Origin of the sequence: Enterobacter mori, assembly GCF_025244905.1 — a bacterium.
GTDB classification, from domain to species: domain Bacteria; phylum Pseudomonadota; class Gammaproteobacteria; order Enterobacterales; family Enterobacteriaceae; genus Enterobacter; species Enterobacter mori_A.
The window spans coordinates 4,305,802-4,329,951 of sequence record NZ_CP104285.1; the positions used below are offsets into that span (position 1 = coordinate 4,305,802).

Consider the following 24,150-nt stretch of genomic DNA (forward strand, 5'->3'; position numbering starts at 1 on the left):
AGCATGGTTTATGTTGACGCGAGTGTAGGCCCGGGCTGAGAGAAAATCAACACCCCTGCGTTTCCGTTTCACCACTGGCGCCCTGTTCAAGGGCTTCAAGAATAGAGCAATAAATGCTGCTATGCGCAGTACCACAGCATGCGTCATTCAATCTTTGCAGGGAACGCTGCATTGTCTGCAATTCCTGAATTCGGGCCTCAACTTCATCCAGTCGGGTCTGGACGATGCTTTTTGATTCCAGGCAAGTGTGGTGTTCCGGATCGATACGGATCGAGAGTAACTCTCGGATCGACTCCAGCGTGAAACCAAGTTGCCGTGCATAGCGGATAAACCGAAGACGCTGGAGATCATTGTCGGTATAAAGACGGAATCCACCTTCCGTTCTCACCTCATGATCTATCATTTGCTGTTTCTCGTAGTAACGGATGGTATCTGGTGTTACGTTAGCGAGCTTTGCAAGTTCACCAATACGATACATAGTTATTCCTCATTGATTCTCTGCATTAACCTTTCACAATATTCACCGTGCAAAAAGTCAGTGCTCATGCCAGCCTGGCGGAGTTTAAGCTCAATCAGAGTTAGTCGGCGGCTAAGCTCAATATGTCGTGGGTCGTCTTTGCGAACACTTTTAAGTAGATCAGCAAGTTCAACTGCCTCTCTTCGCTGTTCAAGTTCCGGAGGTAAACAGCCCGCATTTTTAAGTAAGCGGTATCCAGTACGTAATTCAGGTGCAATGTGCGAATCATCATCCAACACGAGCGGTTCGCCGCTTCCTGGAAGATTATCGAATTCACCTTTGCGTTGGGCATCGCTTATATGTCGCTCTACCCATTGATCGAGTAACCACATAATGATCTCCGCGGATGAACAGAAAAGATACAGATATTGTAGAGAGGTGATGATACTGAGGATATAAAAAAACCCGCCGGAGCGGGTTTTTTTACGTTACTACAGATTACTCTGCAGCAGCTTCTGCTTTCTCTGAACGATCAACCAGCTCGATGTAAGCCATCGGCGCGTTGTCGCCTGCACGGAAGCCACACTTCAGAATACGAGTGTAACCACCGGCACGGCTCGCGAAACGCGGGCCCAGTTCGTTAAACAGTTTTGCCACGATCTCGTTATCACGAGTACGGGCGAATGCCAGACGACGATTAGCAACGCTGTCAGTCTTGGCAAGAGTAATCAGCGGCTCAACTACGCGACGCAGCTCTTTCGCTTTAGGCAGGGTCGTCTTGATGATCTCATGACGAACCAGTGAACCTGCCATGTTGCGGAACATAGCCTGGCGATGGCTGCTGTTGCGGTTCAGTTGACGACCACTCTTACGATGGCGCATGACCTTATCCTTCTCAGTAAAACCTTAACCTGTGATCCGGTTACTCGTCAGCAATGCTTGCCGGTGGCCAGTTTTCCAGGCGCATGCCCAGAGACAGACCACGTGAAGCCAGCACGTCTTTAATCTCGGTAAGAGATTTTTTACCCAGGTTCGGCGTTTTCAGCAACTCAACCTCGGTACGCTGTACCAGATCACCGATATAGTGGATAGCTTCTGCCTTGAGGCAGTTAGCAGAGCGGACAGTCAATTCCAGATCGTCAACAGGGCGCAGCAGGATCGGATCGAATTCTGGTTTCTCTTCTTTCACTTCCGGCTGACGTACATCACGTAAGTCAACGAAAGCTTCCAGTTGTTCTGCCAGGATGGTTGCCGCACGACGAATCGCCTCTTCAGGATCGATTGTGCCGTTGGTTTCCATTTCGATGACCAGCTTGTCCAGGTCGGTACGCTGTTCTACACGCGCTGCTTCAACATTGTAGGCAATACGCTCTACAGGGCTGTAGCATGCGTCGACCAGCAGACGGCCGATTGGGCGCTCATCTTCTTCCGAATGAATTCGGGCAGAAGCCGGCACATAACCACGACCGCGCTGAACTTTGATACGCATGCTAATAGCTGCGTTCTCATCGGTCAGGTGGCAGATCACGTGCTGCGGCTTGACGATTTCAACATCACCGTCGTGGGTGATGTCGGCTGCAGTCACAGGGCCAATGCCAGATTTATTCAGAGTAAGAATAACTTCATCTTTACCCTGAACTCTCACCGCCAGCCCTTTCAGGTTGAGCAGGATTTCAAGGATATCTTCCTGAACGCCTTCTTTGGTGCTGTACTCATGAAGTACACCATCAATCTCAACCTCGGTCACCGCGCAACCCGGCATCGATGAGAGCAGAATACGGCGCAGTGCGTTACCCAGAGTATGGCCAAAGCCACGCTCTAAAGGCTCAAGGGTCACCTTGGCGTGCGTCGAACTCACTTGCTCGATATCTACCAGGCGCGGTTTTAGAAACTCTGTCACAGAACCCTGCATTGTGTCCTCTCTTTGGTACTAAGCTTTACTTGGAGTAAAGCTCGACGATCAGGTGTTCGTTAATGTCCGCAGACAGATCAGAACGTTCTGGCTGACGCTTGAACGTACCTTCCATCTTGCCAGCATCAACTTCCAGCCAGGTTGGCTTTTCACGCTGCTCAGCCAGCTCCAGAGCGGCCTTCACGCGAGATTGCTTTTTCGCTTTCTCACGAATGCTAACAACGTCATTCGCTTTAACCTGATAAGAAGCGATGTTAACAACACGACCGTTTACCATGATTGCTTTGTGGCTAACCAGCTGACGTGATTCAGCACGAGTAGCGCCGAAGCCCATACGGTATACAACGTTGTCCAGACGACCTTCCAGCAGAGCCAGCAGGTTTTCACCTGTGTTGCCTTTCAGACGTGCTGCTTCTTTATAGTAGTTACGGAACTGACGCTCCAGCACACCGTAGGTACGGCGAACTTTTTGCTTTTCACGCAACTGCACACCATAGTCAGACAGACGCGGTTTACGCGCACCGTGCTGGCCAGGAGCTTGTTCAATTTTACACTTGGTATCGATCGCGCGAACGCCAGACTTAAGGAATAAGTCGGTGCCCTCACGACGGCTCAGCTTGAGCTTAGGACCCAAATATCTTGCCATTTTCTATCTCCAACTAACCTAAAAAACGGAGCGTTATACGCGACGTTTTTTCGGCGGACGACAACCGTTATGAGGGATCGGAGTCACATCAGTAATATTAGTGATGCGGAAACCAGCGGCGTTCAGAGCGCGAACAGTAGATTCACGACCCGGACCCGGACCTTTAACCATAACTTCCAGATTCTTGATGCCGTATTCTTTTACGGCTTCAGCGCAACGCTCTGCTGCAACCTGAGCTGCGAACGGAGTGGATTTGCGAGAACCACGGAAACCGGAACCACCGGCTGTTGCCCAACCCAATGCGTTACCCTGACGATCAGTAATAGTAACGATGGTGTTGTTGAAAGAAGCATGGATATGAGCCACGCCGTCAGAGACTTGTTTTCTTACACGTTTACGTGCACGAACTGGTGCCTTTGCCATTATTCAATCACCCCGATTATTTCTTGATCGGTTTGCGCGGACCCTTACGGGTACGTGCGTTGGTCTTAGTACGCTGACCGCGCACTGGCAGACCACGACGATGACGCAAACCGCGATAGCAACCAAGATCCATCAGGCGCTTGATGCTCATGCTGATTTCACGGCGCAGATCACCTTCAACGACAAATTTGGCAACTTCGTCACGCAGCGTGTCGATTTGTTCTTCAGACAGCTCACTGATCTTAACATCTTCAGCGATACCCGCTGCAGCCAGAATGGCTTTAGAACGGGTCTTGCCGACGCCGTAGATCGAAGTTAATGCGATCACAGCATGTTTCTGATCAGGAATGTTAATGCCTGCTATACGGGCCACTATGCACTCCTACTATTTAATATGTACGCACCATGCTGAAAAGCCCGTTTTCAGGATACTCAAATGGAAACGTACAGACATACAAAAGATTGGCTGGCTAATCTAGCCAGCTCAACCCAACTTTGCAAGAAAAATATGCGAAATAATCAGCCTTGGCGCTGTTTATGCTTCGGCTCGGCACTGCAAATCACACGGATGACACCATCACGCTTAACGATTTTGCAGTTACGGCATAATTTCTTGACGGAAGCACGAACTTTCATTTTTACTCTCCGTAACTTCTCAGGCGACCATTTAGCGGCCGTAGCCTTTCAGGTTCGCCTTCTTCAATGCAGACTCATACTGACTAGACATCATCAGAGTTTGCACTTGAGCCATAAAGTCCATAATCACGACAACAACGATAAGCAGTGAGGTCCCACCGAAGTAGAACGGTACTTTCATTGCATCACGCATGAACTCCGGGATCAGGCAGATAAAAGTAATATAAAGCGCACCAACCAAAGTCAGGCGAGTCATTACTTTATCGATATACTTCGCCGTTTGCTCTCCCGGACGAATTCCTGGTACAAATGCACCGGACTTCTTCAGGTTATCTGCTGTTTCACGCGGGTTGAAGACCAACGCCGTGTAGAAGAAACAGAAGAAGATGATCGCAGACGCATAGAGTAACACATAAAGTGGTTGCCCAGGCTGCAAATACAGCGAAATTGTTGTCAGCCAGTTCCAACCAGTACCGCCCCCGAACCATGACGCGATGGTTGCCGGGAACAGAATAATACTGGAAGCGAAGATAGCCGGGATAACCCCCGCCATATTCACTTTCAGCGGTAAATGTGTGCTCTGTGCAGCATAGACACGACGACCCTGCTGACGTTTAGCGTAGTTCACCACAATGCGGCGTTGACCACGTTCAACGAAGACAACAAAGAACGTCACTGCAAATACTAATACTGCAACCAACAGCAACAGGAGGAAGTGCAGGTCGCCTTGACGCGCTTGCTCGATAGTATGGGCGATGGCTGGCGGGAGACCCGCAACAATACCGGCGAAGATAATGATTGAGATACCGTTACCGATACCACGCTCAGTAATCTGTTCGCCGAGCCACATCAGGAACATCGTCCCTGTGACCAGACTTACAACAGCGGTGAAATAGAATGCAAAGCCCGGGTTTAACACCAGGCCCTGCATACCAGGCATATTCGGAAGACCGGTAGCAATACCGATCGACTGGAATATTGCCAGCACCAGAGTGCCGTAACGGGTGTACTGGCTAATCTTACGACGTCCAGACTCCCCTTCTTTCTTCAGCTCTGCCAGGGCCGGATGAACGACCGTCAGCAGTTGGATAATAATTGATGCCGAAATGTACGGCATAATACCCAGTGCAAAGATAGAAGCACGGCTGAGAGCACCACCAGAGAACATGTTGAACATTTCAATGATGGTGCCTCGCTGTTGCTCAAGCAGTTTGGCAAGTACAGCGGCATCGATACCAGGGATCGGAATAAAAGAGCCAATACGGAACACAATCAGCGCGCCGATAACAAACAGCAGTCTGCGTTTCAGCTCGCCAAATCCACCTTTGGCACTTTGAAAATCTAATCCCGGTTGCTTAGCCATCTGCTACTTATTCCTCAATTTTACCGCCAGCAGCTTCGATAGCAGCACGAGCACCTTTAGTAACACGCAGGCCACGAACAGTTACCGGAGTAGAAACTTCACCAGCCAGGATCACTTTCGCGAACTCGATCTGGATACCGATAATGTTTGCTGCTTTCAGCGTGTTCAGGTCTACAACGCCGCCTTCAACTTTCGCCAGGTCAGACAGACGGATTTCCGCTGTGATCGCTGCTTTGCGAGAGGTGAAGCCGAACTTCGGCAGACGACGGTACAGTGGCATCTGGCCACCCTCGAAACCGCGACGTACGCCACCGCCAGAACGAGAGTTCTGACCTTTGTGACCACGACCACCGGTTTTGCCGAGGCCAGAACCGATACCACGACCCAGGCGTTTACCCGCCTTTTTAGAGCCTTCGGCCGGAGACAGAGTATTTAAACGCATCTCTTACTCCTCAACTTTAACCATGAAGTAAACCGCGTTGACCATACCACGAACAGCAGGAGTATCCTCGCGCTCAACGGTATGACCAATACGACGCAGACCCAGGCCAAGCAGCGTTGCCTTGTGTTTCGGCAGACGACCGATTGCACTGCGGGTTTGAGTGATTTTAATAGTCTTTGCCATGGTCAATTACCCCAGAATTTCTTCAACGGATTTACCACGCTTGGCAGCGACCATTTCTGGAGAATTCATATTTTCCAGGCCATCAATAGTTGCACGAACCACGTTGATCGGGTTGGTGGAACCATATGCTTTAGCCAGAACGTTATGAACTCCAGCAACTTCCAGAACGGCGCGCATTGCACCACCGGCGATGATACCGGTACCTTCTGAAGCTGGCTGCATGAATACACGAGAACCCGTGTGAACACCTTTAACTGGGTGTTGCAGGGTGCCGTTGTTCAGCGCGACGTTAATCATATTGCGACGGGCTTTTTCCATCGCTTTCTGGATCGCTGCTGGAACTTCACGCGCTTTACCGTAACCAAAACCAACGCGACCGTTACCATCACCAACTACAGTCAGAGCTGTGAAGGAGAAAATACGACCACCTTTTACGGTTTTAGATACGCGGTTAACCGCGATCAGCTTTTCCTGCAGTTCGCCAGCCTGTTTTTCGATGTGAGCCATCTTACACCTCTACCTTAGAACTGAAGGCCAGCTTCACGGGCAGCATCTGCCAGTGCCTGGACACGACCATGATATTGGAACCCGGAACGGTCAAAGGAAACATTGCTGATGCCTTTTTCCAGAGCGCGTTCAGCAACAGCTTTACCTACAGCTGCAGCGGCGTCTTTGTTACCGGTGTACTTCAATTGTTCTGAGATAGCTTTTTCTACAGTAGAAGCAGCTACCAGAACTTCAGAACCGTTCGGTGCAATTACCTGTGCGTAAATATGACGCGGGGTACGATGTACCACCAGGCGAGTTGCACCCAGCTCTTTGAGCTTGCGGCGTGCGCGGGTCGCACGACGGATACGAGCAGATTTCTTATCCATAGTGTTACCTTACTTCTTCTTAGCCTCTTTGGTACGCACGACTTCGTCGGCGTAACGAACACCCTTGCCTTTGTAAGGCTCAGGACGACGGTAGGCGCGCAGATCTGCTGCAACCTGACCGATCAGCTGTTTATCAGCGCCTTTCAGCACGATTTCAGTTTGAGTCGGACATTCTGCAGTGATACCGGCCGGCAGCGGATGCTCAACAGGGTGTGAGAAGCCCAGAGACAGGCCTACTGCATTCCCTTTGATAGCTGCACGATAACCTACACCAACCAGCTGAAGCTTTTTAGTGAAGCCTTCGGTAACACCAACAACCATTGAGTTCAGCAGGGCACGCGCGGTACCAGCCTGAGCCCATCCATCCACGAAACCATCACGTGGACCGAAGGTCAGAGCGTTATCTGCATGTTTAACTTCAACAGCTTTGTTGAGGGTACGAGTCAGCTCGCCGTTTTTACCTTTGATCGTAATAACCTGACCGTCGATTTTTACATCAACGCCGGCAGGAATAACGACCGGTGCTTTAGCAACACGAGACATTCTTTCCTCCGATTAGGCTACGTAGCAGATAATTTCGCCACCAAGACCAGCCTGGCGCGCTGCACGATCAGTCATAACACCTTTAGAGGTAGAAACAACTGCGATACCAAGACCAGCCATAACTTTTGGCAGCTCATCTTTTTTCTTATAGATGCGCAGGCCTGGGCGGCTGACACGCTGAATGCTTTCTACAACAGCTTTACCCTGGAAATACTTGAGAGTAAGTTCCAGTTCCGGCTTGGTGTCGCCTTCAACTTTAAAATCTTCGATAAAACCTTCTTCCTTCAGCACGTTGGCAATTGCCACTTTCAGCTTGGCGGAAGGCATGGTGACCGCAACTTTGTTCGCGGCCTGACCGTTACGGATACGGGTCAGCATATCCGCGATCGGATCTTGCATGCTCATCTGTCTTTACTCCCGTGATTCAATTGGTAATTACCAGCTAGCCTTTTTCAAGCCTGGCACTTCACCGCGCATGGCGGCTTCACGCAGTTTGATACGGCTCAACCCAAACTTGCCCACATAACCATGTGGACGACCTGTTTGACGACAGCGGTTACGCTGACGAGACGGGCTGGAATCACGCGGCAGAGACTGCAGCTTGAGAACCGCATTCCAACGATCTTCGTCGGAAGCGTTCACATCAGAAATGATCGCTTTCAGTTCAGCGCGTTTAGCGAAGAATTTATCAGCTAAAGCTACGCGCTTTACTTCGCGTGCTTTCATTGATTGCTTAGCCATTCAGTAACCCTACCTTACTTGCGGAACGGGAAGTCAAAGGCAGCCAGCAGAGCACGGCCTTCTTCGTCAGATTTCGCAGTAGTGGTAATGGTAATATCCAAACCACGCACGCGGTCGACTTTATCGTAGTCGATTTCTGGGAAGATGATCTGCTCACGGACACCCATGCTGTAGTTACCACGACCGTCGAAAGACTTCGCGGACAGGCCACGGAAGTCACGGATACGTGGAACAGCAATAGTGATCAGGCGCTCAAAGAACTCCCACATGCGTTCGCCACGCAGAGTTACTTTACAGCCGATCGGATAGCCCTGACGGATTTTGAAGCCTGCAACAGATTTGCGTGCTTTGGTGATCAGCGGTTTTTGACCGGAGATTGCTGTCAGGTCAGCTGCTGCGTTATCCAGCAGTTTCTTGTCAGCGATCGCTTCACCAACACCCATGTTCAGGGTGATCTTCTCGACCCGAGGGACTTGCATGACAGAATTGTAGTTAAACTCAGTCATGAGTTTGCTAACTACTTCGTCTTTGTAGTAATCATGCAGTTTCGCCATCGTACTACTCCAAATTACTTGATAGTTTCGCTGTTAGACTTGAAGAAACGGACTTTTTTGCCGTCTTCGAATCTAAAGCCTACACGGTCAGCCTTGCCGGTAGCCGCATTGAAGATTGCAACGTTAGAAACCTGAATAGCAGCTTCTTTTTCAACGATGCCGCCTGGTTGGTTCAGGGCCGGAACCGGCTTCTGATGTTTCTTAACCAGGTTGATACCTTCAACGACAAGTTTGCCGGAAGACAGAACATTTTTTACTTTACCGCGTTTACCTTTATCTTTACCGGTTAACACGATAACTTCGTCATCACGACGGATTTTCGCTGCCATGATTCGCTCCTTAGAGTACTTCTGGTGCCAGAGAGATAATTTTCATGAACTTTTCAGTACGAAGTTCACGAGTTACCGGCCCAAAGATACGCGTGCCGATAGGCTGCTCGCTGTTATTGTTTAAAATAACGCATGCATTACCATCGAAGCGAATGACAGAACCGTCAGGGCGACGAACACCCTTCCTGGTGCGCACCACTACCGCTTTCAGCACATCACCTTTTTTGACCTTACCACGTGGAATTGCTTCCTTGATGGTGATCTTGATGATGTCGCCTACGCCTGCGTAGCGACGGTGCGAGCCACCCAGAACCTTGATACACATTACGCGACGTGCACCGGAGTTGTCGGCGACGTTCAGCATAGTCTGTTCTTGGATCATTTCAGTGCTCCGCTAATGTCAACTACTACCTGAGACTCTAAAATCAGAGCCGTTAAAAAGCCCCATATCGAGGGCGCGGCATTATAACACCGCTTCTACAATATGGGTAGAAAAAATAAACGGCTCATCGCTGAGCCGTTTATTCGTATTGAGAATGCGTACTGTATTACAGAACCGCTTTCTCTACAACGCGAACCAGCGTCCAGGACTTAGTCTTGGACAGTGGACGGCATTCACGGATTTCAACCTTGTCGCCGATACCACATTCGTTGTTCTCGTCATGTACGTGCAGTTTGGTCGTACGTTTGATGAATTTACCGTAGATCGGGTGTTTCACAATACGTTCGATAGCTACAACAATGGATTTCTCCATTTTGTCGCTAACAACACGACCTTGCAGAGTACGGATTTTATCGGTCATTACGCACCCGCCTTCTGAGTCAGTAAAGTCTTAACGCGTGCAACATTGCGACGCACTTGCTTCAGCAGGTGAGTCTGTTGCAGCTGGCCACTTGCAGCCTGCATACGCAGGTTGAACTGCTCACGCAGCAGGTTCAGCAGCTCAGCGTTCAGCTCTTCAACGCTTTTTTCACGCAGCTCTTTTGCTTTCATTACATCACCGTCTTAGTTACAAAGGTGGTTTTGATAGGCAGTTTCGCTGCTGCCAGGCCGAAGGCTTCACGGGCCAGCTCTTCCGGAACACCGTCCATTTCATAAAGGACTTTGCCCGGTTGGATCAAGGCAACCCAGTACTCCACGTTACCTTTACCTTTACCCATACGAACTTCCAGTGGCTTCTCGGTGATCGGTTTGTCCGGGAATACACGGATCCAGATCTTACCTTGACGCTTAACTGCACGGGTCATTGCACGACGTGCTGCTTCGATCTGACGTGCAGTCAGACGACCACGGCCAACAGCTTTCAGACCGAAAGTGCCGAAGCTAACATCCGTACCCTGCGCCAGACCACGGTTGCGGCCTTTGTGCACTTTACGGAATTTTGTACGCTTTGGTTGTAACATCAGCGACGCTCCTTATTTACGGCCTTTACGCTGCTGCTTTTTAGGTTGAGCAGCCGGTTTTTCCGGTTGTTCAACAGCAGCCATACCACCCAGGATCTCACCTTTGAAGATCCATACCTTAACGCCGATTACACCGTAAGTGGTGTGCGCTTCAGAGGTGTTGTAGTCAATGTCAGCACGCAGAGTGTGCAGCGGTACGCGACCTTCGCGGTACCATTCGGTACGTGCGATTTCCGCGCCGCCCAGACGGCCGCTAACTTCAACTTTGATACCTTTAGCGCCCAGACGCATTGCGTTCTGTACAGCACGCTTCATAGCACGACGGAACATAACGCGACGTTCCAGCTGTGAAGTGATGCTATCAGCAACCAATTTAGCGTCCAGTTCAGGCTTACGAACTTCAGCGATATTGATCTGTGCAGGAACGCCAGCGATATCCGCTACGACCTTGCGCAGTTTTTCTACGTCTTCGCCTTTCTTACCGATAACGATGCCAGGACGAGCAGTGTGAATAGTCACACGGATGCTCTTAGCTGGACGCTCGATAACGATACGAGATACAGACGCTTTAGCCAGTTCCTTAGTCAGGTACTGACGTACTTTAAAATCGCTGTCCAGGTTGTCAGCGAATTCTTTGGTGTTCGCAAACCAGGTAGAGTTCCATGGTTTTACAATACCCAGGCGAATACCATTAGGATGTACTTTCTGACCCATTGCTAGTCTCCAGAGTCTCAGCGATCGGACACAACCACAGTAATGTGGCTGGTGCGCTTCAGGATGCGATCTGCACGACCTTTCGCACGCGGCATAATGCGCTTCATGCTTGGGCCTTCATCTACGAAAATTTTCGCGACTTTCAGATCGTCGATGTCAGCGCCATCGTTGTGTTCAGCGTTAGCAATGGCAGATTCCAGTACTTTCTTGACCAATACCGCAGCTTTCTTGTTGGTATAGGTCAGGATGTCCAGGGCCTGCGACACTTTCTTACCGCGAATCAGGTCAGCAACAAGGCGAACCTTCTGTGCAGAAGAACGAGCATGGCGATGTTGAGCTAAAGTTTCCATCTCTTCCTCCTACCTTATTTCTTCTTCGCTTTTTTATCAGCAGCGTGGCCGCGATAAGTACGAGTCGGTGCGAATTCACCCAGTTTGTGACCAACCATTTCGTCGGTTACAAAGACTGGAACGTGCTGACGACCATTATGGACAGCGATGGTCAAACCGATCATGTTAGGAAAGATCGTTGAACGACGGGACCAAGTGCGCAGGGGCTTCTTGTCTCCGCTTTCCACCGCTTTCTCTACCTTCTTCAGCAAGTGCAGGTCAATAAAAGGACCTTTCTTGAGAGAACGTGGCATGGCTTATCCTCTAAAATTATTTGCTACGGCGACGTACGATAAATTTATCAGTACGCTTGTTGCTGCGGGTCTTCTTACCTTTGGTCTGAACGCCCCACGGAGATACCGGGTGCTTACCAAAGTTACGACCTTCACCACCACCATGTGGGTGGTCGACTGGGTTCATCGCAGTACCGCGAACGGTAGGACGAACACCACGCCAGCGTGCAGCACCTGCTTTACCCAGAACGCGCAGCATATGCTCAGCATTGCCAACTTCGCCCAGAGTAGCGCGGCAGTCTGCTTCGACTTTACGCATTTCACCAGAACGCAGACGCAGGGTGACATAAGCACCGTCGCGCGCAACGATCTGAACGTAAGTACCCGCGGAACGTGCCAGCTGACCGCCTTTACCTGGTTTCATTTCTACGTTATGAACGGTAGAACCAACCGGGATATTGCGCATCGGCAGGGTGTTACCTGCTTTGATTGCAGCATCAACGCCAGACTGAATCTGGTCGCCAGCTTTCAGGCCTTTAGGGGCCAGGATGTAACGGCGTTCGCCATCTTTGTACAGAACCAGCGCGATGTTCGCGGAACGGTTCGGATCGTACTCAAGACGCTCAACAACTGCTGGGATACCGTCTTTGTTGCGTTTGAAGTCAACAATACGATAAGCCTGCTTGTGGCCACCACCGATGTGACGAGTGGTGATACGGCCATTGTTGTTACGACCACCGGATTTGCTGTTTTTTTCCAGCAACGGAGCAAAAGGTTTGCCCTTGTGCAGCTCAGGGTTAACCACTTTAACTACGTGGCGACGACCCGGAGATGTCGGTTTACATTTAACAACTGCCATTGTATTACTCCTCCGACTTACTCAGCGCCGCCAACGAAGTCCAGATTCTGGCCTTCTTTCAGGGTGACGTAAGCTTTTTTCCAGTCGCTACGACGACCGATACGCTGTCCGTGACGTTTAACTTTCCCTTTAACAACCAGGGTGTTAACGACTTCGACTTCGACTTCAAACAGTTTCTGCACAGCAGCTTTGATTTCTGCTTTGGTCGCGTCTTTAGCAACTTTGAGAACGATGGTGTTTGTTTTTTCCATCGCAGTAGACGCTTTTTCAGAAACGTGCGGTGCGCGAAGCACCTTCAGCAGACGTTCTTCACGAATCATGCCAGCATCTCCTCAACTTGCTTAACAGCATCAGCAGTCATTACGACTTTGTCGAAGGCGATCAGGCTAACCGGGTCGATACCAGTCGCATCGCGTACGTCAACCTTGTGCAGGTTACGTGCGGCCAGGAACAGGTTCTCGTCCAGCTCACCGGTGATGATCAGCACATCTTCCAGAGCCATGTCTTTCAGTTTCTGTGCCAGCAGCTTAGTTTTAGGCGCTTCTACAGAGAATGATTCGACAACGATCAGACGATCCTGACGTACCAGTTCGGACAGGATGCTTTTCAGCGCGCCGCGGTACATCTTTTTGTTAACTTTTTGACTGTGGTCCTGTGGACGCGCAGCGAAGGTCACGCCACCTGAACGCCAGATCGGGCTCTTGATAGAACCTGAACGCGCACGGCCGGTACCTTTCTGGCGCCATGGCTTTTTGCCTGAACCAGTTACTTCAGCACGAGTCTTCTGAGCACGAGTACCCTGACGAGCACCAGCTGCATAAGCAACAACAACCTGGTGAACCAGCGCTTCGTTGAAATCACGACCGAAGGTAGTTTCGGAAACAGTCAGCGCGCTCTGCGCGTCTTTCAATACTAATTCCATTGCTATCCCCTTACGCCTTCACAGCTGGTTTAACGATCAGGTCGCTACCGGTTGCACCCGGAACTGCACCTTTAACCAGCAGCAGGTTGCGCTCAGCGTCAACACGTACTACGTCCAGGCTCTGAACGGTTACACGTTCGTTACCCAGCTGACCTGCCATTTTCTTGCCTTTGAACACTTTGCCCGGAGTCTGGTTCTGACCGATAGAACCCGGAACGCGGTGAGACAAGGAGTTACCGTGAGTAGCGTCCTGGGTACGGAAGTTCCAGCGCTTAACGGTACCAGCAAAACCTTTACCTTTAGAGGTACCGGTTACGTCAACTTTTTTAACGTCAGCAAACAGCTCAACGCTAATGTCTTGACCTACGGTGAACTCTTCGCCTTCAGCAAGACGGAATTCCCACAGACCACGGCCAGCTTCAACGCCAGCTTTAGCGAAGTGACCCGCTTCTGGTTTGGTTACACGGTTAGCTTTTTTAGCACCAGTGGTCACCTGAACAGCGCGGTAGCCATCGTTAGCCAGATCTTTGATCTGAGTAACGCGGTTTGCTTCAACTTCGATTACGGTTACTGGGATAGAAACGCCATCTTCTGTGAAGATGCGGGTCATACCCACTTTTTTACCGACTAAACCAATCATTGTATCAACCTCTCAATCGCTCGATGACCTGATCAACCCAGGCTGATCTGCACGTCTACACCGGCAGCCAGATCCAGACGCATCAGAGCATCAACGGTTTTCTCAGTTGGCTCAACGATGTCAACCAGACGCTTGTGAGTGCGGATTTCGTACTGATCACGCGCGTCTTTGTTGACGTGCGGGGAGATCAGAACGGTGAAGCGCTCTTTGCGGGTCGGCAGCGGGATCGGACCACGGACTTGCGCACCAGTGCGCTTAGCAGTCTCGACGATTTCCGCGGTTGATTGATCGATCAGACGATGATCAAACGCTTTAAGGCGGATACGGATTCTTTGGTTCTGCATGAGACCAGAGCTCCAATTATTTTATAAACGAAAATGATTACTCCTCAAACCCATTACGATTGATGGGAGAGTGTAACCGTTCTTACGTAGCTCCCCAATTGGGAGCATTGTTGAGTAACAAAATGAGTTACTCCGGTTCAGTTCGAACCAGCCGTCAATTACGACAAGCCCGCGCATTATACGTAAATCAGAGAAAGACGCAAGTGCCGTTTAGAAATTAAGCGTTAAAGGCGCGGTATGCGTAAGAACTCGCAACTTTTTACGCAATGTATCCCTTCTCGAATCTTTGTCTGGAGCCCCTACGCAATTGTGGTTTTTGTAGATTGTCGGGCAGGACGATTATAACGAGGATGCACTCAAACCCTGTTGAGGCCTTTTCCATGTTAACCACCCTCCCCTTTCTGCTGTTCTATTTTTCGCTGACTGCCTTTCTTGTATATGCAGATATCCGCTGCGGCCTGCTTCCCAATAAATTTCTCTGTCCGCTGCTCTGGGTGGGCCTGCTCTTTCAGCTCTGTATCCATCCTGATTTTCTGCCGAGTGCGGTGGTGGGTGCGATGGCAGGATATGTTGGCTTTGCCGTTATTTACTGGGGCTATCGGTTTTTCTTTCACCGCGAAGGGATGGGCTACGGCGATGTTAAGTACCTGGCGGCATTGGGCGCCTGGCATGGCTGGTACGTATTGCCGCTGCTGGCGTTGGTCGCCGCGCTGATGTCACTTATGTGCCTTCTCATCCTCTCTTTAGTGCAGCCTGATAAACAGACATTAAAAAACCCACTGCCTTTTGGGCCATTTCTGGCGGCAGCGGGTTTATGCGTTGGCTGGGAAAACCTGATTAGCTTTCCACTTTGATCTGCGACTGAAGGTAGTTCTGTAGGCCAATTTTGGTAATGAGATCCAGTTCAGTCTCCAGCCAGTCAATATGGCCTTCTTCATCGGCGAGGATCTGGATCATCATGTCACGACTAACATAATCATGGACGCTGTCCGCGTAGGCGATGGCTTCTCGAAGATCTTTTGCGCCTTCGAGCTCCAGTCTGAGATCGGAACGCAGCATCTCCTCAACATCTTCACCGATGCCCAGTTTGCCGAGATCCTGCAAGTTTGGAATGCCTTCGAGGAATAAAATACGCTCAATATATTTATCGGCGTGCTTCATCTCATCGATGGATTCATGGTATTCAACATCATTGAGGCGAGTCAGTCCCCAATTTTTGAACATTCTTGCATGGAGAAAATACTGATTGATTGCGACAAGCTCATTTCCCAATAATTTATTGAGATAACTTATGATTTTAACATCACCTTTCATTATATAGTCCCTCCGCTTCCACTCATTGAAGCGTAGATCGGGCTACAGGGATGTCAAAAAAAAGATATGGGCTTACGCGATCTCTTTGAATTCCGGGATCTGCATCAATTCGTCCTGCATAATCTCACGCGCTGCGCGAACGCATTTACCGCATTGATTTCCCACCGGAACAAACTTGCGAAGCTGCTGGAAAGACTGTGGCTGAAACTGGCGAACGGCCTGACGTATTTTTTTGTCACTCACACCATTACATAAACAAACGTACATAAAAACTCCCGTTCAAAATATGCGCAAAGTGTAAGTGAGAATGGTTATGATTACAATAGCACAAACGCCGGGATGCGAAACGGAACCAGGCAAAAAATGCGAAAATTTGTGACAGGTTCAAAACGCCAGAAAACAAAAAAGGACGCCGAAGCGTCCTTTTTTATTCAGGGATAATTAATTAGCCCAGAACTTTAGCAACAACGCCCGCGCCAACGGTACGGCCGCCTTCACGGATTGCGAAACGCAGACCGTCGTCCATCGCGATTGGGTGGATCAGAGTCACAACCATCTTGATGTTGTCGCCTGGCATTACCATCTCAACGCCTTCTGGCAGTTCGATGGTACCGGTCACGTCAGTTGTACGGAAGTAGAACTGTGGACGGTAGCCTTTGAAGAACGGAGTATGACGGCCGCCTTCGTCTTTGGACAGGATGTACACTTCAGATTCGAACTTGGTGTGTGGCTTGATTGAGCCTGGCTTCGCCAGAACCTGACCACGTTCGATTTCTTCACGTTTGATACCACGCAGCAGAACACCAACGTTCTCACCAGCACGGCCTTCGTCCAGCAGTTTGCGGAACATTTCAACGCCAGTACAGGTAGACTTAGCAGTCTCTTTGATACCAACGATTTCAACTTCTTCGCCAACTTTGATGATACCGCGCTCTACACGACCGGTAACAACGGTACCACGACCGGAGATGGAGAATACGTCTTCGATTGGCAGCAGGAATGGCTTGTCAATCGCACGCTCTGGTTCTGGGATGTAAGAATCCAGGAAGCCAGCCAGTTCGATGATTTTCTCTTCCCACTCTGCTTCGCCTTCCAGCGCTTTCAGCGCGGAACCACGAACGATTGGAGTGTCGTCGCCTGGGAAATCGTACTGAGACAGCAGTTCACGAACTTCCATCTCTACCAGTTCCAGCAGCTCTTCGTCATCAACCATGTCGCATTTGTTCAGGAACACGATGATGAAAGGAACGCCTACCTGACGACCCAGCAGGATGTGCTCACGAGTCTGAGGCATAGGGCCGTCAGTCGCAGCAACAACCAGGATCGCGCCGTCCATCTGCGCAGCACCGGTGATCATGTTTTTAACATAGTCGGCGTGGCCTGGGCAGTCTACGTGTGCGTAGTGGCGAGTCGGGGTGTCATATTCAACGTGAGAGGTGTTGATGGTGATACCACGAGCTTTTTCTTCTGGTGCGTTATCGATCTGGTCGAATGCACGAGCAGCACCGCCGTAGGTCTTAGCCAGTACGGTAGTGATTGCAGCAGTCAGGGTAGTTTTACCATGGTCAACGTGGCCGATAGTACCAACGTTAACGTGCGGTTTTGTACGTTCAAATTTTTCTTTAGACACGGCTATATTCCTTACTATAGTGCTCTCCCCTTCGGAGAGAGCACGGGACTTAGGTTTTAATCCTGTGGATTACTTACCACGGGCTTCAATAACGGCCTGAGCAACGTTGTTAGGCGCATCATCATACTTCAGGAATTCCATGGTGTATGATGCACGACCTTTGGTCAGAGAACGCAGCTGAGTTGCATATCCGAACATTTCAGACAGCGGAACTTCAGCGTGGATCTTAACGCCAGTTACTTCAGATTCCTGACCACGCAGCATACCGCGACGACGGCTCAAGTCACCGATAACGTCACCGGTGTTCTCTTCAGGAGTTTCTACTTCAACCTTCATGATCGGCTCAAGCAGAACTGGTTTTGCTTTCTTAAAGCCTTCTTTAAAGGCAATAGACGCAGCCAGTTTAAACGCCAGTTCAGAGGAGTCAACGTCGTGGTAAGAACCGAAGTGCAGACGAACACCCATGTCAACAACTGGATAGCCAGCCAGAGGGCCCGCTTTCAGCTGCTCCTGGATGCCTTTGTCAACGGCAGGGATGTATTCACCAGGAATTACACCACCTTTGATGTCGTTGATGAACTCGTAACCTTTAGGGTTAGAGCCCGGCTCCAGTGGGTACATGTCGATCACAACGTGACCGTACTGACCGCGACCACCAGACTGCTTAGCGTGTTTACCTTCAACATCGGTAACTTTAGAGCGAATCGCTTCGCGGTAAGCTACCTGAGGTTTACCCACGTTCGCTTCAACGTTGAATTCACGCTTCATACGGTCAACGATGATGTCCAGGTGCAGTTCACCCATACCGGCGATGATGGTCTGGTTAGATTCTTCATCAGTCCATACGCGGAATGATGGATCTTCTTTAGCCAGACGGCCCAGAGCCAGACCCATTTTTTCCTGGTCAGCTTTGGTTTTTGGTTCAACGGCGATAGAGATTACCGGCTCTGGGAATTCCATACGCTCCAGAATGATCGGGTGATCTGGGTTACACAGGGTGTCACCAGTAGTCACGTCTTTCAGACCGATAGCTGCAGCGATGTCGCCCGCACGAACTTCTTTGATCTCTTCACGTTTGTTAGCGTGCATCTGTACGATACGGCCAAAACGCTCACGCGCCGCTTTCACGGAGTTCAGGATGGTGTCACCGGAGTTAACCACACCAGAGTAAACGCGGAAGAAGGTCAGGTTACCCACGAATGGGTCGGTAGCAATTTTGAACGCCAGTGCAGAGAACGGCTCGTCATCACTTGCGTGACGCTCAGCCGGAGTATCTTTACCGTCGTCCAGGATGCCGTTGATCGCAGGTACGTCAACTGGGGATGGCAGGTAGTCAATTACCGCATCCAGCATCGCCTGAACACCTTTGTTCTTGAACGCAGAACCACAGGTTACCAGGATGATTTCGTTGTTCAGAACGCGCTGACGCAGAGCTTTCTTGATCTCTTCTTCAGTCAGTTCTTCACCACCCAGGTATTTCTCCATCAGCTCTTCAGAAGCTTCAGCAGCGGACTCGATCAGGTTCTGGTGCCATTCGTCAGCCAGGTCCTGCATGTCTGCTGGGATATCTTCGTAAGTGAAGGTAACGCCTGCGTCTTCTTCGTTCCAGTTGATGGCTTTCATTTTCACCAGGTCGATAACACCGGTGAAACCTTCTTCAGCACCAATTGCCAGCTGCAGCGGAACAGGGTTCGCGCCCAGACGGGTTTTGATCTGACCAACAACTTTCAGGAAGTTAGCACCCATACGGTCCATTTTGTTAACGAACGCGATGCGTGGAACTTTATATTTGTTCGCCTGACGCCATACGGTTTCAGACTGTGGCTGAACACCACCAACTGCGCAATAAACCATTACCGCGCCGTCAAGAACACGCATGGAACGTTCTACTTCGATGGTGAAGTCAACGTGGCCCGGGGTGTCGATGATGTTTACGCGATGCGGTTCGTACTGCTTAGCCATACCTGACCAGAATGCAGTAGTCGCTGCGGAGGTGATGGTAATACCACGCTCCTGCTCCTGTTCCATCCAGTCCATGGTGGCTGCGCCGTCATGAACTTCACCGATTTTGTGGTTTACACCGGTGTAGAACAGAATACGTTCGGTAGTAGTGGTCTTACCGGCGTCGATGTGCGCACTGATACCGATGTTACGGTAGCGTGCGATGGGTGTTGTACGAGCCATTTGATTCCTCGTTTGTTTCTTTAGGCGTTCAGTTAAGTTACCCAGAGCGGGCGGCTTCTCTGAAGCGCCCGCCTGGTGACTAATACTCCGAAGGGATTACCAACGGTAGTGTGCGAACGCCTTGTTGGCTTCTGCCATACGGTGAACGTCTTCACGTTTCTTAACTGCAGTACCTTTGTTTTCTGCAGCATCAGAAAGTTCGTTCGCCAGACGCAGAGCCATGGATTTATCACCGCGTTTACGAGCAGCTTCAACGATCCAACGCATTGCCAGAGCATTACGACGGACCGGACGAACTTCAACTGGAACCTGATAAGTAGAACCACCAACGCGGCGGGACTTAACTTCTACAGTTGGGCGAACGTTGTCGAGAGCGACTTCGAAAGCTTCCAGTTCATTTTTACCAGAACGCTGAGCCAGGGTCTCAAGCGCGCTGTATACGATTGCTTCTGCAGTAGATTTTTTACCATCTACCATCAGGATATTTACAAATTTTGCCAGCAGTTCTGATCCGAATTTCGGATCTGGAAGGATTTTACGCTGACCAATGACGCGACGACGTGGCATGGGAATACTCCGTTGTTAATTCAGGATTGTCCAAAACTCAAAGAGTTTAGTGTGACATTAAGATAAATCAGTTTGGCCTTACTTAACGGAGAACCATTAAGCCTTAGGACGCTTCACGCCGTACTTGGAGCGAGCCTGCTTACGGTCTTTAACACCTGAGCAGTCGAGCGCACCACGAACGGTGTGGTAACGAACACCCGGAAGGTCTTTAACACGACCGCCACGGATCAGGATCACGGAGTGCTCCTGCAGGTTGTGACCTTCACCACCGATGTAGGAAGTCACTTCGAAACCGTTAGTCAAACGCACACGGCATACTTTACGCAGTGCGGAGTTTGGTTTTTTAGGAGTGGTGGTATATACACGAGTACATACGCCACGTTTCTGCGGGCAGGCTTCCAGTGCAGGCACGTTGCTTTTTGCAACTTTGCGTGCACGTGGTTTGCGTACCAGCTGGTTAACTGTTGCCATTAAATAGCTCCTGGTTTTAGCTTTTGCTTCGTAAACACGTAATAAATCGACCTCATACAATATGAGGACGCGAAATTTTAGGGCTACGTCGAAAAGGTGTCAAGAAATATACAGCGATCTCAAATCACCAGTTCATTTGACTGGGGTGTGTCACAGTAAGATTGACGAAATCAGTATAGCCAACCACGTCAATTTTGGCTGAAATTTGACCAGCAAGACCTCGCGCCTCAAGATCGTCTTTCAGCGCAGAGATGGATATGGGGGCACTGCTGAGGATTTCAACGAACTGACTGCCATCAAGCGCCGCAAGCACACCGTCCTGAATCAGCAGCAAATCATCGCCTTCGCGCAACATGCTCAGTAACGCGTCGATATCACATTGCCACGGGGAACGGCTCAGGGTGTGCAGCATGTCAGCCTCAGAAAGTCAGAACAGTATCATATTGAGAGAGTTGTTCGCGCAGCGCACCCGCAGGGAGGAACGTTACATCCAGCACGAAAGGCGTCTTATCATTGAGACCGCGCGCAGCTAAAGAGTCAGCACACACGTAGAAGGTTTCAATGTCGTAAAGCGGTAAGACTTTGAAGGTCGCGATGTAGTCCCGCGCCAGAATTGCCTGCGGTTGCTGGCCAGCCAGCAGCTGGAATACGCCGTCTCCCAGAAAGAATACGCCAATATCTTCGGTTAATGCGGAGGTTGCGAGCAACGCGTCCAGCCCTTCTCTGCCAGACGCACTCCCATGGGGAGCAGACGAAAAAACAAACGCGACACGCTTCATTAAAACTGCACCACTCTGTCGCAGGTTAGCGCGGCCTGAGCCAATGCCCCCAGGCCACTCAACGAAAACCCGGGCTGCAGGTTAGCCCCTGGCAAGCCGAGACGCTCCGCTTCGGCCGCATCCGTCACGCCGCGACGCAATGCCGCAGCTACGCAGATATGCAGATCAACGCCATGCTTTTCGTTTAATGCCTGCCAGGCGCGGACAAGGTCAAATTCATCACTCGCCGGTGACGTAAACTGGTTCGCATTATAGACCCCTTCCCGATAGAAGAAGACGCTCGCCAGTTCGTGTCCAGCCTCAAGTAGCGCATGAGCAAACTGCAGCGCGCTGCTGGCCTGCTGAGTGCCATACGCCGGGCCTGTCACCATTAACGCAAAACGCATTACTTGTCTTGCCCCAGGAAATCGCCGCTTTTGAACTGGCGAATGTAGAGATAAACCGTGTGCTTGGAGATGTTCAGACGATCGGCCACCTGGTTAATGGCGTCCTTGATGTCAAAAATCCCTTTCTCATAGAGGTTGAGTACGATCTGACGGTTCTTGGCGTTGTTCGATACGTTGCGATCGGCATTCACCTCTTCAATGGTGAACTCCAGCGTCTGGGTCACCAGGTCCTCAACAGAGGAGGCAAAATTCACAGAAGAGCCCACATCTGGCGTCTCTGGTGGAATAAAGGTACTCATGATTTGCGAGAACGGTACATCAAGGTTCATGTTGATGCACAGCAAACCGATGACACGGTGGTCACGGTTTCGAATGGCGATAGTTTCGGATTTCATCAGCACACCGCTTTTGGCGCGGGTGAAGTAACATTTGGAGACGCTGCTGTCCGCGCCGGTCATGTCATGCAACATACGCAATGCAAGGTCGGTGATTGGCGAACCAATTTTACGGCCAGTATGTTCACCATTCGCAATGCGGATGGCGGAACACTTCAGATCTTGCAGGGAGTGCAATACGATTTCGCAGTGGGAGCCAATGAGCATCGCTAACCCGTCCACCACCGCCTCGTAGGATTTCAGAATATCGAAGTCGGTCTGGTCAAAAGGACGTTGATCCAGCAAATCAAGTTCACTGGTTTCGTTGGTTAAAAGCGACCTGGACATGAAAAAAACACTCCTTTTCAGGAGCCTGTCGTTAGGTTTTCAGGGCAGGCTCATTATCTACACGGACAACTAAATTAATACAGCGTGTATAGCGCTTTCCAGTGTTAATTATATCTGCCCTACAATAAAAAAACCGCCGCCTCAAAGGCGGCGGTTTTTTTTCAGCATTACTTCTTAGCAGCAGCGGCTTTATCGTCAGCCGGAGCATCTGCCTTGGCATCCGCTTTAGGTGCCGGTTTGATGTCCAGCAGTTCTACGTCAAAGACCAGCGTAGAGTTCGCTGGGATACCCGGAACGCCGGTTTTGCCGTAAGCCAGATCCGGTGGGATGACCATCTTGATCTTGCCGCCTTTCTTGATGTTCTTCAGGCCTTCGGTCCAGCCCGGGATAACGCCGTCCAGACGGAAGGAAAGAGGCTCACCACGGGTGTAAGAGTTGTCAAACTCTTTACCGTCGATCAGCGTACCTTTGTAGTTAACCACAACGGTGTCGCTGTCTTTAGGCGCATCACCGGTACCTTCTTTCTCAACTTTGTACACCAGGCCAGTAGAGGAGGTTTTTACACCTTTTTCTTTAGCAAAGGTATCACGGTAGGCTTTGCCTTTCGCTTCGTTGTCTTTGGCATCTGCTTCCATCTTGGTCTGAGCAGCACCTTTCACACGCGCTTCAAACGCCTGCAGAGTCTGTTCGATTTCCTGGTCAGACAGTTTGCTCTTATCTGCAAACGCATCCTGAACACCCGCGATCAGCTGAGCTTTGTCCAGTTTGATGCCCAGTTTCTCTTGCTCTTTCAGAGAGTTTTCCATGTAACGACCCAGAGATGCGCCAAGTGCGTAGGCGGATTTCTGGTCGTCATTTTTGAACGCCGCTTTGCTGTCTGCAGTTGCAGCAGGCTTCGCTGCAGTATCAGCAGCGAAAGACAGCGGTGCATTCAGTGCGACAGCCATTGTCGTCGCCAGCAGCGTTACTTTGAACAGTGATTTCATCCATATCTCCAGGGCCTGGGGACTCTCACCCCAGCATTAAACGTAAATGAGTGACGTACTATAAATCGTTGCGGAAGAAATCTACAGACAGACTCTCCCGATTCTCGTCTCTTTTCAGACTATTTTTGTTTAAATAAGTTTCTTGCCAAAGGGATGGATACTGCACTTGAGGATAAACTCAGTTAAACTTCGCCGCCGCAGGCCCATTATGGCGAGTGTGAAATTGACGAGGTGAACCATGAAGGACACATTGATTGAAGCGAGACTGGCTGAGCTGGAAAGCCGACTGGCTTTTCAGGACATCACCATCGAAGAGCTTAACCAGACCGTGACCGCCCATGAACTTGAAATGGCAAAACTGCGCGATCTGATGCGCCTGCTCACTGAAAAAGTGAAGGCAACGCAGTCGTCGCACATCGCCTCTCAGGCTGAAGAGACGCCACCACCTCATTATTGAGGCGTAAAAAAAGCGGGACTCTCCCGCTTTTTTATTTTCCGCATG

At 50.3% G+C, this 24,150-nt stretch carries 43 protein-coding genes; 2 read left to right on the forward strand and 41 right to left on the reverse strand.

The window, feature by feature from the left end; translation table 11 throughout:
* Nucleotides 1-46: 46 nt before the first annotated feature.
* The 30 genes from zntR to rpsJ form a co-directional block, all read right to left on the reverse strand.
* Entirely contained in the window at nucleotides 47-478 is a 432-nt protein-coding gene (zntR, locus tag N2K86_RS20335) for a Zn(2+)-responsive transcriptional regulator (protein WP_260659771.1), read from the reverse strand.
* Nucleotides 479-480: 2 nt separating this feature from the next.
* On the reverse strand, nucleotides 481-849 hold the full coding sequence (locus N2K86_RS20340) for a DUF1992 domain-containing protein (RefSeq protein WP_260659772.1): 369 nt from the start codon (nucleotides 847-849) through the stop codon (nucleotides 481-483).
* 106 nt (nucleotides 850-955) lie between these two features.
* Nucleotides 956-1,339: a 50S ribosomal protein L17 gene (gene rplQ, locus N2K86_RS20345; RefSeq protein WP_001216368.1), complete on the reverse strand. Its 384-nt coding sequence runs from the start codon at nucleotides 1,337-1,339 to the stop codon at nucleotides 956-958.
* A 40-nt stretch (nucleotides 1,340-1,379) separates the two neighbouring features.
* A complete protein-coding gene (locus N2K86_RS20350) occupies nucleotides 1,380-2,369 on the reverse strand; it encodes a DNA-directed RNA polymerase subunit alpha (RefSeq protein ID WP_002919219.1) in 990 nt (329 codons plus the stop codon).
* A gap of 25 nt (nucleotides 2,370-2,394) precedes the next feature.
* Nucleotides 2,395-3,015 (reverse strand): 30S ribosomal protein S4, encoded by a 621-nt coding sequence (gene rpsD / locus N2K86_RS20355; protein ID WP_042717062.1) that lies wholly within the window; start codon nucleotides 3,013-3,015, stop codon nucleotides 2,395-2,397.
* A 33-nt stretch (nucleotides 3,016-3,048) separates the two neighbouring features.
* Complete coding sequence (gene rpsK / locus N2K86_RS20360; protein WP_003863312.1) at nucleotides 3,049-3,438, reverse strand: 30S ribosomal protein S11; 390 nt, start codon at nucleotides 3,436-3,438, stop codon at nucleotides 3,049-3,051.
* Between the two features lie 16 nt (nucleotides 3,439-3,454).
* Nucleotides 3,455-3,811 carry a 30S ribosomal protein S13 gene (gene rpsM, locus N2K86_RS20365; RefSeq protein WP_003863308.1) on the reverse strand — a complete coding sequence of 119 codons (357 nt, stop codon included), beginning with the start codon at nucleotides 3,809-3,811 and terminating at the stop codon, nucleotides 3,455-3,457.
* Between the two features lie 146 nt (nucleotides 3,812-3,957).
* A complete protein-coding gene (rpmJ, locus tag N2K86_RS20370; RefSeq protein ID WP_000868187.1) occupies nucleotides 3,958-4,074 on the reverse strand; it encodes a 50S ribosomal protein L36 in 117 nt (38 codons plus the stop codon).
* A gap of 31 nt (nucleotides 4,075-4,105) precedes the next feature.
* Nucleotides 4,106-5,437: a preprotein translocase subunit SecY gene (gene secY / locus N2K86_RS20375; protein WP_003863305.1), complete on the reverse strand. Its 1,332-nt coding sequence runs from the start codon at nucleotides 5,435-5,437 to the stop codon at nucleotides 4,106-4,108.
* A 7-nt stretch (nucleotides 5,438-5,444) separates the two neighbouring features.
* Complete coding sequence (rplO, locus tag N2K86_RS20380; protein ID WP_003863304.1) at nucleotides 5,445-5,879, reverse strand: 50S ribosomal protein L15; 435 nt, start codon at nucleotides 5,877-5,879, stop codon at nucleotides 5,445-5,447.
* Nucleotides 5,880-5,882: 3 nt separating this feature from the next.
* Entirely contained in the window at nucleotides 5,883-6,062 is a 180-nt protein-coding gene (rpmD, locus tag N2K86_RS20385; RefSeq protein WP_003863301.1) for a 50S ribosomal protein L30, read from the reverse strand.
* 6 nt (nucleotides 6,063-6,068) lie between these two features.
* The gene (rpsE, locus tag N2K86_RS20390; RefSeq protein ID WP_003863299.1) at nucleotides 6,069-6,569 is read right to left on the reverse strand and encodes a 30S ribosomal protein S5; all 501 of its coding nucleotides are present in this window, start codon (nucleotides 6,567-6,569) and stop codon (nucleotides 6,069-6,071) included.
* Nucleotides 6,570-6,583: 14 nt separating this feature from the next.
* Nucleotides 6,584-6,937, reverse strand: a complete 354-nt coding sequence (gene rplR / locus N2K86_RS20395) for a 50S ribosomal protein L18 (RefSeq protein ID WP_003863297.1) — start codon at nucleotides 6,935-6,937, stop codon at nucleotides 6,584-6,586.
* Between the two features lie 9 nt (nucleotides 6,938-6,946).
* The gene (gene rplF, locus N2K86_RS20400) at nucleotides 6,947-7,480 is read right to left on the reverse strand and encodes a 50S ribosomal protein L6 (RefSeq protein WP_003863296.1); all 534 of its coding nucleotides are present in this window, start codon (nucleotides 7,478-7,480) and stop codon (nucleotides 6,947-6,949) included.
* 12 nt (nucleotides 7,481-7,492) lie between these two features.
* Nucleotides 7,493-7,885 (reverse strand): 30S ribosomal protein S8, encoded by a 393-nt coding sequence (gene rpsH, locus N2K86_RS20405; RefSeq protein WP_006178918.1) that lies wholly within the window; start codon nucleotides 7,883-7,885, stop codon nucleotides 7,493-7,495.
* Nucleotides 7,886-7,915: 30 nt separating this feature from the next.
* Nucleotides 7,916-8,221 carry a 30S ribosomal protein S14 gene (rpsN, locus tag N2K86_RS20410; protein ID WP_003863291.1) on the reverse strand — a complete coding sequence of 102 codons (306 nt, stop codon included), beginning with the start codon at nucleotides 8,219-8,221 and terminating at the stop codon, nucleotides 7,916-7,918.
* 14 nt (nucleotides 8,222-8,235) lie between these two features.
* The gene (gene rplE / locus N2K86_RS20415) at nucleotides 8,236-8,775 is read right to left on the reverse strand and encodes a 50S ribosomal protein L5 (RefSeq protein WP_103780723.1); all 540 of its coding nucleotides are present in this window, start codon (nucleotides 8,773-8,775) and stop codon (nucleotides 8,236-8,238) included.
* Between the two features lie 14 nt (nucleotides 8,776-8,789).
* Entirely contained in the window at nucleotides 8,790-9,104 is a 315-nt protein-coding gene (rplX, locus tag N2K86_RS20420) for a 50S ribosomal protein L24 (protein ID WP_003863287.1), read from the reverse strand.
* Between the two features lie 10 nt (nucleotides 9,105-9,114).
* Nucleotides 9,115-9,486 carry a 50S ribosomal protein L14 gene (gene rplN / locus N2K86_RS20425; RefSeq protein WP_004160583.1) on the reverse strand — a complete coding sequence of 124 codons (372 nt, stop codon included), beginning with the start codon at nucleotides 9,484-9,486 and terminating at the stop codon, nucleotides 9,115-9,117.
* Nucleotides 9,487-9,652: 166 nt separating this feature from the next.
* Entirely contained in the window at nucleotides 9,653-9,907 is a 255-nt protein-coding gene (gene rpsQ, locus N2K86_RS20430) for a 30S ribosomal protein S17 (protein ID WP_008503489.1), read from the reverse strand.
* The gene (rpmC, locus tag N2K86_RS20435) at nucleotides 9,907-10,098 is read right to left on the reverse strand and encodes a 50S ribosomal protein L29 (RefSeq protein WP_003863282.1); all 192 of its coding nucleotides are present in this window, start codon (nucleotides 10,096-10,098) and stop codon (nucleotides 9,907-9,909) included. Before rpmC ends, rpsQ begins: the two co-directional genes overlap by 1 nt.
* Complete coding sequence (rplP, locus tag N2K86_RS20440; RefSeq protein WP_002919759.1) at nucleotides 10,098-10,508, reverse strand: 50S ribosomal protein L16; 411 nt, start codon at nucleotides 10,506-10,508, stop codon at nucleotides 10,098-10,100. The genes rpmC and rplP overlap by 1 nt, the downstream gene beginning before the upstream one ends.
* Before the next feature lie 12 nt (nucleotides 10,509-10,520).
* Nucleotides 10,521-11,222: a 30S ribosomal protein S3 gene (gene rpsC / locus N2K86_RS20445; protein WP_000529945.1), complete on the reverse strand. Its 702-nt coding sequence runs from the start codon at nucleotides 11,220-11,222 to the stop codon at nucleotides 10,521-10,523.
* A gap of 17 nt (nucleotides 11,223-11,239) precedes the next feature.
* A complete protein-coding gene (gene rplV, locus N2K86_RS20450; RefSeq protein WP_002919773.1) occupies nucleotides 11,240-11,572 on the reverse strand; it encodes a 50S ribosomal protein L22 in 333 nt (110 codons plus the stop codon).
* Nucleotides 11,573-11,586: 14 nt separating this feature from the next.
* Nucleotides 11,587-11,865 carry a 30S ribosomal protein S19 gene (rpsS, locus tag N2K86_RS20455; RefSeq protein ID WP_001138117.1) on the reverse strand — a complete coding sequence of 93 codons (279 nt, stop codon included), beginning with the start codon at nucleotides 11,863-11,865 and terminating at the stop codon, nucleotides 11,587-11,589.
* A gap of 16 nt (nucleotides 11,866-11,881) precedes the next feature.
* A complete protein-coding gene (gene rplB, locus N2K86_RS20460; protein ID WP_008457150.1) occupies nucleotides 11,882-12,703 on the reverse strand; it encodes a 50S ribosomal protein L2 in 822 nt (273 codons plus the stop codon).
* Between the two features lie 17 nt (nucleotides 12,704-12,720).
* Nucleotides 12,721-13,023 (reverse strand): 50S ribosomal protein L23, encoded by a 303-nt coding sequence (gene rplW, locus N2K86_RS20465; protein WP_000617546.1) that lies wholly within the window; start codon nucleotides 13,021-13,023, stop codon nucleotides 12,721-12,723.
* The gene (gene rplD / locus N2K86_RS20470; RefSeq protein ID WP_003031119.1) at nucleotides 13,020-13,625 is read right to left on the reverse strand and encodes a 50S ribosomal protein L4; all 606 of its coding nucleotides are present in this window, start codon (nucleotides 13,623-13,625) and stop codon (nucleotides 13,020-13,022) included. The genes rplW and rplD overlap by 4 nt, the downstream gene beginning before the upstream one ends.
* A gap of 10 nt (nucleotides 13,626-13,635) precedes the next feature.
* Nucleotides 13,636-14,265 (reverse strand): 50S ribosomal protein L3, encoded by a 630-nt coding sequence (rplC, locus tag N2K86_RS20475; RefSeq protein ID WP_042714858.1) that lies wholly within the window; start codon nucleotides 14,263-14,265, stop codon nucleotides 13,636-13,638.
* A gap of 32 nt (nucleotides 14,266-14,297) precedes the next feature.
* Entirely contained in the window at nucleotides 14,298-14,609 is a 312-nt protein-coding gene (rpsJ, locus tag N2K86_RS20480) for a 30S ribosomal protein S10 (RefSeq protein ID WP_001181005.1), read from the reverse strand.
* 380 nt (nucleotides 14,610-14,989) lie between these two features.
* Between rpsJ and N2K86_RS20485 the strand changes: the two genes are divergently transcribed.
* Nucleotides 14,990-15,463: a prepilin peptidase gene (locus N2K86_RS20485; protein ID WP_260659773.1), complete on the forward strand. Its 474-nt coding sequence runs from the start codon at nucleotides 14,990-14,992 to the stop codon at nucleotides 15,461-15,463.
* On the opposite strand, the gene bfr is transcribed toward N2K86_RS20485, so the two are convergent.
* The 11 genes from bfr to fkpA all read right to left on the reverse strand — a co-directional run bounded on the left by bfr (nucleotide 15,447) and on the right by fkpA (nucleotide 23,648).
* Nucleotides 15,447-15,923 carry a bacterioferritin gene (gene bfr / locus N2K86_RS20490; RefSeq protein ID WP_260659774.1) on the reverse strand — a complete coding sequence of 159 codons (477 nt, stop codon included), beginning with the start codon at nucleotides 15,921-15,923 and terminating at the stop codon, nucleotides 15,447-15,449. The genes N2K86_RS20485 and bfr overlap by 17 nt on opposite strands.
* 72 nt (nucleotides 15,924-15,995) lie before the next feature.
* Entirely contained in the window at nucleotides 15,996-16,190 is a 195-nt protein-coding gene (bfd, locus tag N2K86_RS20495) for a bacterioferritin-associated ferredoxin (protein ID WP_003863268.1), read from the reverse strand.
* A gap of 178 nt (nucleotides 16,191-16,368) precedes the next feature.
* The gene (gene tuf, locus N2K86_RS20500) at nucleotides 16,369-17,553 is read right to left on the reverse strand and encodes an elongation factor Tu (RefSeq protein WP_039274549.1); all 1,185 of its coding nucleotides are present in this window, start codon (nucleotides 17,551-17,553) and stop codon (nucleotides 16,369-16,371) included.
* A gap of 69 nt (nucleotides 17,554-17,622) precedes the next feature.
* Nucleotides 17,623-19,737: an elongation factor G gene (gene fusA / locus N2K86_RS20505; RefSeq protein WP_260659775.1), complete on the reverse strand. Its 2,115-nt coding sequence runs from the start codon at nucleotides 19,735-19,737 to the stop codon at nucleotides 17,623-17,625.
* A gap of 96 nt (nucleotides 19,738-19,833) precedes the next feature.
* Complete coding sequence (rpsG, locus tag N2K86_RS20510; RefSeq protein ID WP_003861706.1) at nucleotides 19,834-20,304, reverse strand: 30S ribosomal protein S7; 471 nt, start codon at nucleotides 20,302-20,304, stop codon at nucleotides 19,834-19,836.
* 96 nt (nucleotides 20,305-20,400) lie between these two features.
* Entirely contained in the window at nucleotides 20,401-20,775 is a 375-nt protein-coding gene (gene rpsL / locus N2K86_RS20515; protein ID WP_000246815.1) for a 30S ribosomal protein S12, read from the reverse strand.
* A gap of 124 nt (nucleotides 20,776-20,899) precedes the next feature.
* A complete protein-coding gene (gene tusB / locus N2K86_RS20520; RefSeq protein ID WP_260659776.1) occupies nucleotides 20,900-21,187 on the reverse strand; it encodes a sulfurtransferase complex subunit TusB in 288 nt (95 codons plus the stop codon).
* A gap of 7 nt (nucleotides 21,188-21,194) precedes the next feature.
* Nucleotides 21,195-21,554: a sulfurtransferase complex subunit TusC gene (gene tusC, locus N2K86_RS20525; protein ID WP_260659777.1), complete on the reverse strand. Its 360-nt coding sequence runs from the start codon at nucleotides 21,552-21,554 to the stop codon at nucleotides 21,195-21,197.
* Nucleotides 21,554-21,940: a sulfurtransferase complex subunit TusD gene (tusD, locus tag N2K86_RS20530; RefSeq protein ID WP_260659778.1), complete on the reverse strand. Its 387-nt coding sequence runs from the start codon at nucleotides 21,938-21,940 to the stop codon at nucleotides 21,554-21,556. The genes tusC and tusD overlap by 1 nt, the downstream gene beginning before the upstream one ends.
* Nucleotides 21,940-22,662 (reverse strand): helix-turn-helix transcriptional regulator, encoded by a 723-nt coding sequence (locus N2K86_RS20535; protein ID WP_023333674.1) that lies wholly within the window; start codon nucleotides 22,660-22,662, stop codon nucleotides 21,940-21,942. Before N2K86_RS20535 ends, tusD begins: the two co-directional genes overlap by 1 nt.
* Before the next feature lie 167 nt (nucleotides 22,663-22,829).
* Nucleotides 22,830-23,648: an FKBP-type peptidyl-prolyl cis-trans isomerase gene (fkpA, locus tag N2K86_RS20540; RefSeq protein ID WP_010436293.1), complete on the reverse strand. Its 819-nt coding sequence runs from the start codon at nucleotides 23,646-23,648 to the stop codon at nucleotides 22,830-22,832.
* 238 nt (nucleotides 23,649-23,886) lie between these two features.
* Here fkpA and N2K86_RS20545 point away from each other — a divergent pair, with 238 nt between their 5' ends.
* On the forward strand, nucleotides 23,887-24,105 hold the full coding sequence (locus tag N2K86_RS20545) for a protein SlyX (RefSeq protein ID WP_126545816.1): 219 nt from the start codon (nucleotides 23,887-23,889) through the stop codon (nucleotides 24,103-24,105).
* Nucleotides 24,106-24,150: the final 45 nt, after the last annotated feature.